Here is a 12,099-nt window from a genome sequence, read left to right as displayed (position 1 = left end):
CGCCCGGCCTCGGGGGAACGCGATGCAGAGCTTCGTTCGGGCCAAGTTGCACGGCATCCGCGTGACGGGCGCCGACCTGAACTACCACGGCTCGATCACCCTGGACGCCGACCTGTGCCGCGAGGCGGGGCTCGACCCGCTCGAGTTCGTCGAGATCTGGAACAAGATGTCGGGGGCGCGGATCAGCACCTACGTGCTGTACGGCCCCGCCGGCTCGCGCTGCTGCATCCTGAACGGCGCCGCCGCCCGCACCTGTCAGGTCGGCGACGAGGTCATCATCGCCTCGGCGAACTACGGCGACGTCGAGGACGTGATCGCCCACAAGCCGCGGGTGCTGATCTTCGGCGAGGGCAACAGCGTGGTCGACCGGATGGTCTACGACGTGTTCCGCGACGCGGAGGGCCGCCTCGACATGCGCATCCTGGAGGCGGCGACCGGCGCCGAGGAGCCGCCGCGGGTGGCGACCCACATCCGCGTGGCGTGAGCGTCGGCGGCCCGGCCTCAGGTGGCGGAGAGCGCGTGCGGCGTGCGACGCTGGTGCCGAATGAGCGAGAGCGTCAGCCCCGACACGGTCAGCAGGTCGCAGGTCAGGCCGAAGACCGAGCCGACGAGGCCGTTGTGGACGGCCCAGCACAGGCTGGCGCCGAGGAAGAGGCGCCGCATGCCCTGCGGGTCTCCCTGCAGGCGGGCGCCCGTCGCCAGGAGGGCGCCGAGGCCGGCGCAGGCCGACGGCCAGCCGCTCCAGGTCGCCAGGGTCATCCCGACGGTGACCAGCGTGGTCGCGGCAAAGAGCGGGGCGACCCAGGCGGCGCGGCCCTCGGGCCCGATCGCCCGCATCGAGACGAAGTTCTGCAGGACGGCGATGGCGCACATCGCCGTGCCGGTGAACGCGCCGAGATGCAGGTAGTGCAGGCCGAAGGCGGCGGCGCAGCCGGCGGAGGCGAGGAGCATCCCGCGCCGATGCGGCATGATCCCGGCGATGAAGCCGAGGAGGAGCCCGAGGGTTCCGAAGAGGTCGAGATGCGGCTTCGCCGCGGCCCATCCGATCAGGGCCAGCTCGATGACGGTCATGGTCCACGCCCGGTCGGCGCGGAAGCGCGCCGCACTCGGTGCAAGGCGCTAGGTCGTCATGGTAACCGGTCGGTTAACGGCGTTTTCCGCAAGGCGCCGCCGTCGCCGCAGCGCAACAGCGGAGGGCCGCCTGCGGGGAGGGCGCGTGCTGCGACCGCGATCGAGCGGATCAGTCCGCGGCGCGCACGCTCCGCCCTTCAGGCCGTGCCGCCGACCGCCCGGTCGCGCCCGGCGCCCATGCCGGCGAGCCCCGCCGCGGCGATGATCGTCGCGAACAGGGCGGCGGGGAGGACCCAGCCGTCGGTGGCCTCGTGGGCGAGGCCGAAGCCGAGGGGCCCGAGGGAGGCGAAGACGTAGCCGATCCCCTGCGCCATCGCCGAGAGGGCGCCGGCCGAGGCGGCGTCGCGGGTGCGCAGGACGAGGAGGCTGAGGCCGAGCCCGAAGCAGCCGCCGATGCCGAGGCCCAGCAGCCCGGATGCGGGGAACCGCAGACCCTCCGGGCCGAAGGCGAGGACGAGGAAGCCGCAGAGCGTCGCGGCCAGCACCGCGAGGATCCAGCCGCGCTGGTCGCGCACGCGCGCGGCGAGCATCGCCACCACCAGCGCGCCCGGCGCCTGGTGCAGGGTCACCACCGAGGCGACGAGCCCGGCATCCAGCGCCGAGAGGCCGCGCCCCTGCAGGATCGCCGGCAGCCAGCCGAACAGCACGTAGGCCAGCGAGGATTGCAGGCCCATGAAGGCGGTGACCTGCCAGGCCAGCGGATCGCGCAGGAGCGAGCCCGGGGCGGCGGCCGCCGCGCGCTCCGGCACGGCGCGGGTCAAGGGCGCCCAGGCGAAGGCGGCGACGAGGGCCGGCACGGCCCAGACGGCGAGCGCCGCCGGCCAGCCGCGGCCGAGCGCCTGCTCGATCGGCACCGCAAAGCCGGCGCCGGCGGCGGCGCCGAGGCAGAGGGTCATGGTGTAGAGCCCGGTCATCGCCCCGGCGCGACCGGGGAAGTCGCGCTTGACCACCGCCGGCAGCAGCACGTTGGCGAGCCCGATGCCGAAGGCGGCGACCGCCGTGCCGGAAAACAGCGACGCGAAGCCGCCGAGACCGCGCAGGGACAGGCCGGCCGCGACCACGACGATGCCGAGGAGCACGCCGCGGTCGGCGCCGAGCCGGCGCAGGACGAGCGGCGTCAGCGCGCAGGCGAGGCCGAGGCAGAGGACGGGCAGCGTGGTCAGCACCGCGGCGCCGGCCGCCGAGAGCCCCGTCGCCTCGCGGATCGACGAGAGCAGCGGCCCGACGGTGCTCAAGGCCGGACGCAGGTTGAACGCCACCGCCATCAGCCCGCAGGTCAGCAGCAGGGGCGGGACGGGCCGCGACGGCCTCACGCGAGCCGCCGGGCCCGGAGGGCGCCCGCGAGGCAGGCGGCGAGCATCGCCGCGAAGGGCCAGTCGCCGACCCGGCCGTAGAGGGTCCCGCCGAGGATGCGGACGGGGAGGTCGGCGTCGAGCACCGCCTCCTGCTCGATCGGTAGCTGCGCGACGACGCGCCCGTGCGCGTCGATCACCGCGGAGATCCCGGTGTTGGCGTCGCGCACCAGCGGCAGGCCCTCCTCGACGGCGCGCAGGCGCGCCTGCGCCAAGTGCTGGCGAGGGCCCGGCGTGTCGCCGAACCACGCGTCGTTGGTGACGTTCAGGATCAGGCCCGGGGGCCGGTCGGCGCCGGCGGCCCCCGCCGGCAGGATCGCGCCGGGGAAGATCGCCTCGTAGCAGATCGTCGCCGCCACCGGCGGCAGTCCGGGCACGTCGAGGATGCGCTGGCCGGCCAGCGTGCCGGCGGAGAAGCCGCCCGGCACCGCCACGAACTGGCGCAGGCCCAAAGCCCGCAAGGCCGCGTCGAGGGGGGCCGGCAGGTACTCGCCGAACGGCACGAGGTGGACCTTGTCGTAGCTGTCGACGATGCGGCCGCCGGGCTCGATCGCCATGATCGCGTTGAAGTAGCGCAGGCGCTCGCCGGGCAGCGGCTCCTCGGCGCGGGCCGCACCGGTGATCAGGTGCTGGCCTGGCGCCAGCCCGGCGCCGACCTGCGCCATCGCGGCCGGATCGCGCTGGATCAGGAACGGAAACGCCGATTCCGGCCAGAGGATGTGGGTCGGCGCCGCGCCGCCATCCTCCGGCGGGCGCCGGGTCAGCTCGACGTAGCGATCGACGATGTCCTGCCGGTTCTCGGGGCGGAACTTCGCGTCCTGCGGCAGGTTCGGCTGCACCAGCCGCAGGCGCACCCCCACCACGACCGGGTCGGCCTCGGGATCGACGCGCTCGGCGCCGTAGAGCGCCATCGCGGCCAGCACGATCGCGGCGGCGGCGCTCGGGCCGAAGCGGCTGCGCGGATGCGAGCCGGTGGCCAGCGTCGCCGGCGCCGCGCAGACGAGGATCGCGAGCACCGTCAGGCCGTAGAGTCCGACGAGCGAGGCCGACTGCATCAGCCAGAGGTTCTGCCCGACCGCCATGCCCAGGGTGTTCCAGGGGAAGCCGGTGAAGACGTGCCCGCGCACCCATTCGGCGCCAGCCACCCCGAAGGCGAGGCCGGCGATGCGCCCCGGGCCGCGGACCCAGAGCAGGCCGGCGACGGCAAAGCCCGCCGCGTAGAACAGCCCGAGCGCCGCCGGCAGGCCGAGGACGCCGAGCGGCAGCGCCCACAGGAAGACGTCGGCCTCGACGAGGAAGGCGGAGCCGAGCCACCACAGCCCGGCGAACAGGTAGCCGAAGCCCCAGGCCCAGCCGATCAGCGCGCAGGGCCATAGCCGGGCGGGCCGCGTACTGCGCGAGCCGGCCGTCCCGTCCACCAGCCAGATCGCGACGGCCAGCGACACGGCGAGCGCCGGCAGGAACCCGAAGGGCGGCATGGCCAGGGCGCCGAAGCTGCCGGCGAGAAAGCTCGCGCCCAGCCGGCGCCAGCCGCGCAGGAGCATGACGCCGCCCGCCAGGCGCGCGACCGCACCACCCGGCGACGCGGCCGCCGGCGGCGCTTCGGAGGCGGGCGTCACGGGGCGGGCGTCTCGATCGCGTTGGCGGGCGGGGGCGCGGCGGGTGGGGGCAGGGCGAGCGGCACCGCGGACGCGGCGATGCGGGCGGGGCCGCGCTGGAAGCGCAGGCGCTTCAGTCGGCGCGGGTCGGCGTCGAGCACCTCGAACTCGAGGTCGCCCGGGCCGGTGATGAGCTCGCCGCGCGAGGGCACGCGGCCGGCCAGCGTCACGATCATGCCGCCGATCGTGTCGATCTCCTCGGCCATCTCGCCCACCGCCGCGACGAGGTCGACGCCGGTGGCCTCGGACACCTCGGCGAGCGGCGCGCGGGCGTCGGCCACGAACACCTCGGCCTCGCCCTCCAGGCGCTGCACCAGGCGGCCCTCCACCACGTCGTGCTCGTCCTCGATGTCGCCGACGACCATCTCGATCAGGTCCTCGATCGAGATCAGCCCATCGGTGCCGCCGTACTCGTCGATGACGAGCGCCATGTGGGTGCGGGTGGCCTGCATCCGCACCAGCAGGTCGATCGCCGGCATCGAGGGCGGCACGAACAGGACCGGCCGCTGGATCCGGGTGGAGGCGAGCGTCGCGGTGAGGTCGACGTTGCCGAGGTTGAGCGTGCGGAGCGCCCGGCCCGGCGACTTGCGCACCCGCGGGGCGGGCTTGGGCGCGTCGACGGGCTCCTCGCCCGCAACGGGTTGCACAACGCCGTTCGTTTGAGCGGTGCTCCGGCGCGGGGCGGCCTCGGCGCGCGCCGCGATGTGATCGACGAAGTCGCGGATGTGGACCATGCCGCGCGGGTCGTCGAGCGTCTCGCCGTAGACCGGCAGGCGGGAATGGCCTGCGGTGCGGAACAGCTTGAGCAGGTCGCCGAGGCCGGTCTCGACCGAGACCGCGACGATATCGGCCCGCGGGATCATCACGTCGTCGACGCGCACCTTGTGCAGCCCGAGCACGTTCTTGAGCATGGCGCGCTCGAGCGGCGAGAACGCGTTCTCGCCCGAATCAGGCTCGGCCAGGGCGTCTTCGATGTCGCCGCGCAGGGAATCGCGCGGTTTCAGGTGCAGCACCTGGAGGAGACGGTCGTACCAGGGCTCGCGCGCACCCGATTCCGCCTCGTTGGAACTGAGCGCGGCCTGGGCCGCGCCGCGACTTCGATCGTGGGTCATGTCTCTCGTATCTGGGATCGTTTGGGGCGTCGCCGCTCAGCCGGCCACGGGTTCCGCGTAAGGGTCCGGCACGCCGAGGGTCGCGAGCGCCGCGACCTCCAGGGCCTCCATGGCGTCGGCGTCCGCGTCGCCGGTCTCGTGGTCCTGGCCGAGCAGGTGGAGGGTGCCATGGACCAGGAGGTGCGCGATGTGGTGGGCGAGCGGCTTCGACTGCTCGGCACTTTCGCGCACCAACGTGTCGTACGCAAGAACGACGTCGCCGAGCGGCCGCGCGAGGCCGGGTTGCGCCGGCTGCGGGGCAGCCGGAAACGACAGCACGTTGGTGGGCATGTCCTTGCCCCGCCAGGTCCGGTTGAGGTCCTGCACGGTCGCGTCGTCGGCGAGCAGGACGCTGACCTCGACCGGGCCGGCGGGCGAATCGGGCGCCGCCGCGAGTCCGGCCTCGACGACGCGGATCACGAAGGCCTCGAGCCCGGGGACCGCGTCGTCCCAGCGCGCGTCCTCGACCGCGACGTCGATCTCGTGCGGCATCACGCGAGCGGCCGGCGGCGCGGATTCGGGTTGCGGTCGGCATCCGCCTCGCCGTGGGCCGCGCCCTCGTAGGCGGTGACGATGCGGCGCACGAGGTCGTGGCGGACCACGTCCACGTCGCGGAAGGTGATGCGGCCGATGCCCTCGACGCCGTCGAGCACCTTCACCGCCTCCACGAGACCCGACTTCTGCCCCGGCGGCAGGTCGACCTGGCTCGGATCGCCGGTGACGATCATCCGGGAGTTCTCGCCGAGCCGGGTCAGGAACATCTTCATCTGCATCGAAGTGGTGTTCTGCGCCTCGTCGAGCAGCACGATCGCGTTGGTGAGCGTGCGCCCGCGCATGAAGGCCAGCGGCGCGATCTCGATCACCCCGGTCTGCAGGCCGCGATCGACGTGGCGCGCCTCCATGAAGTCGTAGAGCGCGTCGTAGATCGGGCGGAGATAGGGATCGACCTTGTCGCGCATGTCGCCGGGGAGGAACCCGAGGCGCTCGCCGGCCTCGACCGCAGGGCGCGAGAGGATCAGCCGCTCGGCGTGCCCCTGCTCCAGCAGCGAGACCGCGTGGCCGACCGCGAGCCAGGTCTTGCCGGTGCCGGCCGGCCCCTCGGCGAAGACGAGCTCGTTGGCGCGCAGGGCCTTGATGTAGGCGTCCTGCGCGGCGTTCCGGGCGCGGACCGCGCCGCGCTTGCGCGTGGCGATCTGCTCGAAATGCGGCCGGTCGGGCTCGGCGGCGACCACGGCCGCCGGAAACAGCTGGCCCTGGACGGTGGCCTCCTGGATCGCGCCGTCTACGTCGCCGAGCGTCAGGGTGCCGCAGCCGGTCCGCACCCGGGCGTAGAGCTTCTCGAACACCCGGCGGGCGCGCTCGGTGGCGTCGGCCGAGCCCTTGAGCACGAGGTGGTTGCCGAGCGCGGTGGCCGTCACCTCCAGCCGCCGCTCGACATGCGCGACGTTCTGGTCGTACTGGCCGAAGACGAGACTCGCGAGGCGGTTGTCGTCGAAGGTCAGCGCGACCTCGACCGGCTCGTCGTGGACAGCGCCGGGGCCGACCGGCCGCGCGGCGGGCCCGCGCCCGCGCAAGGGGCCACCGCGCCCGGCCGTTCCGTCGAATGACGCCACGAACACTCCCTTCATCGCTCATGCCGAGCCTCGTGGGCAGGAGCCCATGAGACCCGGCGGATTGCCGCCGTCCCACGGTCGCGGGGGCCGGATCGCGCAGCGCGATCCGGGATCACGCCGCCGCGGCGGCCTCGATCGCCTCGCCGAACAGGCTGTTGGTCCCCGCCTCGACGACGCGCACTGGCACGATCCGCCCGATGCAGGAGGTGGGGGCGTCGAACTGAACGGCGAGCAGGTGCGGCGTCTTGCCCGCGACCTGACCCGGCCGGCGGCCGACCTTTTCGACCAGGACCTCGACCACCTGGCCCACCGCCGCGCGCTGGAACGCGTGGCGCTGCGCATCGAGCAGCGCCTGCAGCGCATGGAGGCGGGCGGTCATGACGTCCTCCGGCACCGCGTCGGCGCGCTCGGCGGCCGGCGTGCCGGGGCGCGGGCTGTACTTGAAGGAGTAGGCGCTCTCGAACCCGACATCGGAAACGAGACGCATCGTGTCGGCGAACTCGGCGTCGGTCTCGCCGGGGAAGCCGACGATGAAGTCCGAGGACAGGGCGATGTCGGGACGGACCTTGCGGACCCGGTCGATGATCCGCCGGTAGGCGTCGCCGGTATGCTTGCGGTTCATCGCCGCGAGGATGCGGTCGGAGCCCGACTGCACCGGCAGGTGGAGGTAGGGCATCAGGGCCGGGATCTCGGCATGCGCCGCGATCAGGTCGTCGCCCATGTCGTTGGGGTGGCTCGTGGTGTAGCGGATGCGGGCGATGCCGGGCACGCGCGCCACCGCCCGGATCAGGTCGGAGAGCGTCGCGGTCCCGCCATCGCTGGCGAGCCCGTGGTAGGCGTTCACGTTCTGGCCGACGAGGCCGATCTCGCGGACCCCGCCGGCGGCGAGCCTTTCCGCCTCCGCCACGACCGCCGCGATCGAGCGCGAGACCTCGGCGCCGCGGGTGTAGGGCACGACGCAGAACGCGCAGAACTTGTCGCAGCCCTCCTGCACCGTGAGGAAGGCGGAGACGCCCGCGGTGCGCCGCGCCGGCAGGTGGTCGAACTTGTCCTCGACGGGGAATTCGGTGTCGACCACGCGCTTGGCGTGCGAGCGGGCCAGCAGGTCCGGCAGGCGATGGTAGCTCTGCGGGCCGACCACCACATCGACGACGGGCGCGCGGTGCAGGATCTCGGCGCCCTCGGCCTGCGCCACGCAGCCGGCGACGACGATGCGGGTGTCGCGGCCTTCGAGCTGGCGCGCATCCTTGAGCACGCGCAGGCGCCCGAGCTCGGAATAGACCTTCTCGGCCGCCTTCTCGCGGATGTGGCAAGTGTTGAGCACCACCACGTCCGCCTCCTCGACGTGGTCGGTGGCGGAGAACCCCTGCTCGGCCAAGACGTCCGCCATGCGGGCGGCGTCGTAGGCGTTCATCTGGCAGCCGTAGGATTTGACGAAGGCTTTTTTCGACACCGCGTCGGGTCCCGGGTTCCTTGGGATACGGCGCGCGAGCATCTCCGCCGCCGAGGCGGAACGCGTCTACCATAGATCGGCCGTGCCGTCGCGACCCGGCCCAAACGCTTGCAAGACCGTATCCTATAGAATACAAAAGATGATGATCCGCATCCGCCGTACGGCTGGTTTCGACGCTTGGCTGCGCGCCTTGCGGGATCAGTGCGCCAAGGCCCGCATCGCGATCCGGATCGACCGGCTCGCCGCGGGAAACGCCGGCGATGCGAAACCGGTCGGCTCCGGGGTGAGCGAGCTGCGCGTCGATGTCGGGCCGGGCTATCGCCTGTAGTTCGTCCGCCGCGGCGAGGCCCTGATCGTTCTGCTCTGCGGCGGGGACAAGAGCAGCCAGCAACGCGACATCGTGCAGGCCAAGGCCCTGGCGGCGGGCCTGCAGGACGGAGACGGCGCATGACCGAGACGCAGCCCTACGATTCCGCCGACTACCTGGAGACCGACGAGGCGCTGGCGGAGTACCTCACCGCGGCCTTCGAGGAGGGAGACACGGCGCTCTTCCGGCACGCCCTCGGCGTCGCCGCCCGCGCGCGCGGCATGACGCGGATCGCCCGCACCTCCGGGCTATCGCGCGAGAGCCTTTACAAGGCGCTCTCCGAGGACGGCAACCCGAGCCTCGACACGACGGTGCGCGTCCTGAAGGCGATGAACCTGCGGCTGACGGCGACCGTGCCGCACGCGTCCGAGCCGGCCTGACGGGATCAGGCCGCCGCCGTGCCATCCGGGAGCCCGGCGAGCGGCCGGGCGGGGGCGGGTCCCACCGTCGCCGCAGGGCCCGGCGCCGACCCTGCGCCCTTCATCGCGGCGCGCACCGCCGCCTCGGCCTGGGCGGTGACGGCCTTGCGGTCGGTGCCGGCCTCGAAGGCGATCGGCTGACCCCAGACCACGTGGACGTCGATCGGCCCCTTCTCGAAGAACAGGGCGAGGTGGGGGGCGAGGTCCATGTCGCCGTACCAGGCGATCTCGGGGCGCTCGACCCGGCCGACGGGCAGGCCGTTGCGGCGCGGATAGGTGATCGCCAGCGGCTGCAGGCGGATGCGGTCGGTCTCGGCCTGGATCGCGGCCCGCGCCGCGCCGACGAGCGAGGAGCGGAACGGCAGCAGGCGGGTGCCGTCGCCGGTGGTGCCCTCGGCGAACAGCACCACGAGCTCGCCCCGCGCCAGCCGGTCGCCGATCGCGGCGTTGACGGTGGCGGTGGCGCCCCGCCGCGCCCGGTCGATGAACACCGTGCGCTGGAGGGCGGCGAGCGTGCCGACGACCGGCCAGCCGGCGATCTCGGACTTCGCCACGAACGAGAGCGGCCGCAGCGAGCCGATGGCGATGATGTCGAGCCAGGAGACGTGGTTGGCGAGCACCAGGGCGGCCTCGCCGGGGCGGGGCGGGGTGCCGCTCTGCGTCACCCGCACCGAGAACAGGGCCAGGAACACCCGGTGGAACAGGGCGGGCGCGAGGCCCCATCCGCGGCGCTCGCCGAAGCGCAGGGCCAGCCAGTGCGGCCCGGCGAGCAGCGCGAAGGCCAACGCGCAGACGACCAGCCGCAGGGCCACCCCGACGCGCGTCACCGGCCGCTCACGTCAGGTCGGCCCGCATGGTCAGCGCAGTCGCGCGGCTGCCGTCGGCCTGCGCGTAGTAGCCGGTCCGCGTGCCGACCTGCGTGAAGCCGTGCCGGGCGTAGAGCCTGAGCGCGGGGGCGTTGCCCTCGTCGACCTCCAGGTGGACGTGCGCGACACCGATCAGCGCCAGGTGCCCGAGGTGCTCGCGCAGCAGCCGGTGGCTCAGGCCCCCGCCGCGGGCGGAGGGCGCCAGCACGACGGTGAGGATCTCCGCCTCGTCCGCGACCTTGCGGGACAGGACGAAGCCCTGCATCGCGCCGGCGCGCCACAGGGCGTGCCCCTGCGTCGCGCGCTCGCACAGCATCCGCTCGAACTCGTGCGCGTCCCAGGGCCGCGCGAAGGCGGTGGCGTGGAGACGCGCCAGCGTCCGCGCCTGGTCGGCCTCGCGCAAGGGGGCGACGTAGGGCTCGGGGCCCCAGGCCTCCCACCAGGCGAGCCACCATTCCAGCGGCCAGAAGGGCGAGACCGGGCGGGTCATCGCCGGGCGATCCGCGCGCGGTCCTGCGGCTGGGCGTCGGCCCCGCGCAGGTACATCGGCCGGGGCAGGGCGTGGGCCGGGTCGGCGACCAGGCCGAGCGAGGCGACCCAGGCGATGTCGGGGCCGGCGGCGCCCGCGACCGTCACCGCGACGCCTCGGGCGCGGAGCACCGCCGCCAGCGATGCGGCGCCGGAGCCGACGAGGATGACCGGGCCGGCCCCGAGCCGGTCGGCGGCCTCCTCGAGAAGCAGGTGCGTCGGCGGCACGACGATCCCCTCGCCCGCGCTCATCGCCTGGAGGTAGACCGCGCCGTGGCGGGCATCGATCGCGGCGGCGACCAGGCCGTCGCCGTTCAGCGCCAGCTGCGGCGCGAGCAGCGCCGACAGGGTGGTGACGCCGACGACGGGAATGTTCGCGGCGAGGCCGACGGCGCGGGCCGCCGACAGGCCGACGCGCAGGCCGGTGTAGCTGCCGGGGCCGACGGTGACGGCGACGCGCGACAGGCCCTCGAACCCGCCCGCGAACCGGGCCATCACCCGCTCGACGAGGGGCAGCAGCGCCTCGGCGTGGCCGCGGGCCAGCGTCATCGATTCCTGCGCGAGCAGGTCGACGCCGTCGGTCGTCTCGGTGGCGACGCAGGCCGAGCAGAGCTCGAGTGCCGTGTCGATGGCCAGGATATGCACGCCCACTCCCGTTCGCCGGGGCTTCGCTCCCGCTCACCCTGTGAAGGAAGGGGCGAGCCTAAGGCAAAACGGCCGCGCCCGTCAGTGCGGGGCGGCCGTCGCGGAGCGGTTCGGGCGCAGGTGTTGCACGGGCGCTTCGGGTGACGGGTGCTTCGGGTGACGGGCGCTTCGGGTGGAAGCGCCCGGCCGCCTCAGACCGCCTGGACTTCGCGGATCTCCGGCAGGAAGTGCTTGAACAGGTTCTGCACGCCGTGCCGGAGCGTCGCGGTGGAGGAGGGGCAGCCGGAGCAGGCGCCCTTCATCTCCAGGTAGACGACGCCCTCCTTGTACCCGCGGAAGGTGATGTCGCCGCCGTCGCCAGCCACCGCCGGGCGCACGCGGGTCTCGAGCAGGTCCTTGATCGTCACCACGGTGTCGTGGTCGGCCGCGTCGTAGAACTCCTCCGCGTCGTCCTCGGCTTGCGTCGCGCCTTCCGCCATCACCGGAACGCCGGACTGGAAGTGCTCCATGATCGCGCCGAGCAGCGCCGGCTTGACCTGCGGCCACTCGTTCACGCCGTCGGCCTTGGTCACGGAGATGAAGTCGTGGCCGAAATACACGCCGGCGACGCCGGGCACGTCGAACAGGCGCTGCGCCAGCGGCGAGCGGGCGGCGCCCTCCGCATCCTTGGCCTCGAAGGTGCCCTCTTGCAGCACCACCCGGCCGGGCAGGAACTTCAGGGTGGCGGGGTTCGGGGTCGCTTCGGTCTGGATGAACATATCTGACACAATCCTCGTCCGCTGCGCCGGTTCAAGGCCGGCCGGGAACGGCGCATGCGCGCCGCCCTCCATGTGGACCGCGAACGTGATTTTCTCAACCAGGGCCGGCAATCGACAAGCGCGGGCACTTGGTGTATCGCGGCGCCAACTCAAAACAG

General features: G+C 73.5%; 13 protein-coding genes and 1 pseudogene. 3 read left to right on the top strand and 11 right to left on the bottom strand.

Annotated elements, in window-relative coordinates:
* The first annotated feature begins 22 nt into the window (after positions 1–22).
* On the top strand, positions 23–484 hold the full coding sequence (panD, locus tag MFF13_RS10230) for an aspartate 1-decarboxylase (protein ID WP_147754665.1): 462 nt from the start codon (positions 23–25) through the stop codon (positions 482–484).
* Between the two features lie 17 nt (positions 485–501).
* On the opposite strand, the gene MFF13_RS10225 is transcribed toward panD, so the two are convergent.
* From MFF13_RS10225 to miaB, 7 genes are all read right to left on the bottom strand, one after another.
* Complete coding sequence (locus MFF13_RS10225; protein WP_147754664.1) at positions 502–1,071, bottom strand: YgjV family protein; 570 nt, start codon at positions 1,069–1,071, stop codon at positions 502–504.
* Between the two features lie 197 nt (positions 1,072–1,268).
* Entirely contained in the window at positions 1,269–2,444 is a 1,176-nt protein-coding gene (locus MFF13_RS10220; protein ID WP_238272112.1) for an MFS transporter, read from the bottom strand.
* Positions 2,441–4,102 (bottom strand): apolipoprotein N-acyltransferase, encoded by a 1,662-nt coding sequence (gene lnt, locus MFF13_RS10215; RefSeq protein WP_147754774.1) that lies wholly within the window; start codon positions 4,100–4,102, stop codon positions 2,441–2,443. Before lnt ends, MFF13_RS10220 begins: the two co-directional genes overlap by 4 nt.
* Positions 4,099–5,253 carry a hemolysin family protein gene (locus MFF13_RS10210; RefSeq protein ID WP_238272111.1) on the bottom strand — a complete coding sequence of 385 codons (1,155 nt, stop codon included), beginning with the start codon at positions 5,251–5,253 and terminating at the stop codon, positions 4,099–4,101. Before MFF13_RS10210 ends, lnt begins: the two co-directional genes overlap by 4 nt.
* A 36-nt stretch (positions 5,254–5,289) precedes the next feature.
* On the bottom strand, positions 5,290–5,784 hold the full coding sequence (ybeY, locus tag MFF13_RS10205; RefSeq protein WP_187273671.1) for an rRNA maturation RNase YbeY: 495 nt from the start codon (positions 5,782–5,784) through the stop codon (positions 5,290–5,292).
* Positions 5,784–6,866, bottom strand: coding sequence for a PhoH family protein (locus MFF13_RS10200; RefSeq protein WP_373322510.1), 1,083 nt, complete (start codon positions 6,864–6,866; stop codon positions 5,784–5,786). Before MFF13_RS10200 ends, ybeY begins: the two co-directional genes overlap by 1 nt.
* 151 nt (positions 6,867–7,017) lie before the next feature.
* Positions 7,018–8,400, bottom strand: coding sequence for a tRNA (N6-isopentenyl adenosine(37)-C2)-methylthiotransferase MiaB (gene miaB, locus MFF13_RS10195; RefSeq protein ID WP_147754154.1), 1,383 nt, complete (start codon positions 8,398–8,400; stop codon positions 7,018–7,020).
* Between the two features lie 100 nt (positions 8,401–8,500).
* Between miaB and MFF13_RS10190 the strand changes: the two are divergent.
* Positions 8,501–8,809: pseudogene (locus MFF13_RS10190) on the top strand (type II toxin-antitoxin system RelE/ParE family toxin).
* Positions 8,806–9,105, top strand: a complete 300-nt coding sequence (locus tag MFF13_RS10185; RefSeq protein WP_147754155.1) for an addiction module antidote protein — start codon at positions 8,806–8,808, stop codon at positions 9,103–9,105. Before MFF13_RS10190 ends, MFF13_RS10185 begins: the two are co-directional and overlap by 4 nt.
* Before the next feature lie 5 nt (positions 9,106–9,110).
* Here MFF13_RS10185 and MFF13_RS10180 read toward each other — a convergent pair whose 3' ends face one another.
* The 4 genes from MFF13_RS10180 to MFF13_RS10165 form a co-directional block, all read right to left on the bottom strand.
* The gene (locus MFF13_RS10180) at positions 9,111–9,971 is read right to left on the bottom strand and encodes a lysophospholipid acyltransferase family protein (protein ID WP_147754156.1); all 861 of its coding nucleotides are present in this window, start codon (positions 9,969–9,971) and stop codon (positions 9,111–9,113) included.
* A gap of 7 nt (positions 9,972–9,978) precedes the next feature.
* Positions 9,979–10,500, bottom strand: coding sequence for a GNAT family N-acetyltransferase (locus MFF13_RS10175; RefSeq protein WP_147754157.1), 522 nt, complete (start codon positions 10,498–10,500; stop codon positions 9,979–9,981).
* Positions 10,497–11,183: a tRNA (adenosine(37)-N6)-threonylcarbamoyltransferase complex dimerization subunit type 1 TsaB gene (tsaB, locus tag MFF13_RS10170; RefSeq protein ID WP_147754158.1), complete on the bottom strand. Its 687-nt coding sequence runs from the start codon at positions 11,181–11,183 to the stop codon at positions 10,497–10,499. Before tsaB ends, MFF13_RS10175 begins: the two co-directional genes overlap by 4 nt.
* 191 nt (positions 11,184–11,374) lie before the next feature.
* Positions 11,375–11,941 carry a NifU family protein gene (locus MFF13_RS10165; protein ID WP_147754159.1) on the bottom strand — a complete coding sequence of 189 codons (567 nt, stop codon included), beginning with the start codon at positions 11,939–11,941 and terminating at the stop codon, positions 11,375–11,377.
* Positions 11,942–12,099 lie beyond the last annotated feature (158 nt).

The organism is Methylobacterium cerastii (assembly GCF_022179125.1).
Lineage (GTDB): Bacteria > Pseudomonadota > Alphaproteobacteria > Rhizobiales > Beijerinckiaceae > Methylobacterium > Methylobacterium cerastii.
The sequence above is the reverse complement of the archived record's forward strand: the minus strand, read 5'-3'. Positions and strand labels throughout refer to the sequence as shown.

Coding starts and splice junctions, on each gene's coding strand:
- ybeY (WP_187273671.1), bottom strand. CDS start 5,784: ATGCCGCACGAGATCGACGTCGCGGTCGAGGACGCGCGCTGGGACGAC.
- MFF13_RS10210 (WP_238272111.1), bottom strand. CDS start 5,253: ATGACCCACGATCGAAGTCGCGGCGCGGCCCAGGCCGCGCTCAGTTCC.
- MFF13_RS10175 (WP_147754157.1), bottom strand. CDS start 10,500: ATGACCCGCCCGGTCTCGCCCTTCTGGCCGCTGGAATGGTGGCTCGCC.
- MFF13_RS10225 (WP_147754664.1), bottom strand. CDS start 1,071: ATGACCGTCATCGAGCTGGCCCTGATCGGATGGGCCGCGGCGAAGCCG.
- MFF13_RS10185 (WP_147754155.1), top strand. CDS start 8,806: ATGACCGAGACGCAGCCCTACGATTCCGCCGACTACCTGGAGACCGAC.
- miaB (WP_147754154.1), bottom strand. CDS start 8,400: ATGCTCGCGCGCCGTATCCCAAGGAACCCGGGACCCGACGCGGTGTCG.
- MFF13_RS10165 (WP_147754159.1), bottom strand. CDS start 11,941: ATGTTCATCCAGACCGAAGCGACCCCGAACCCCGCCACCCTGAAGTTC.
- panD (WP_147754665.1), top strand. CDS start 23: ATGCAGAGCTTCGTTCGGGCCAAGTTGCACGGCATCCGCGTGACGGGC.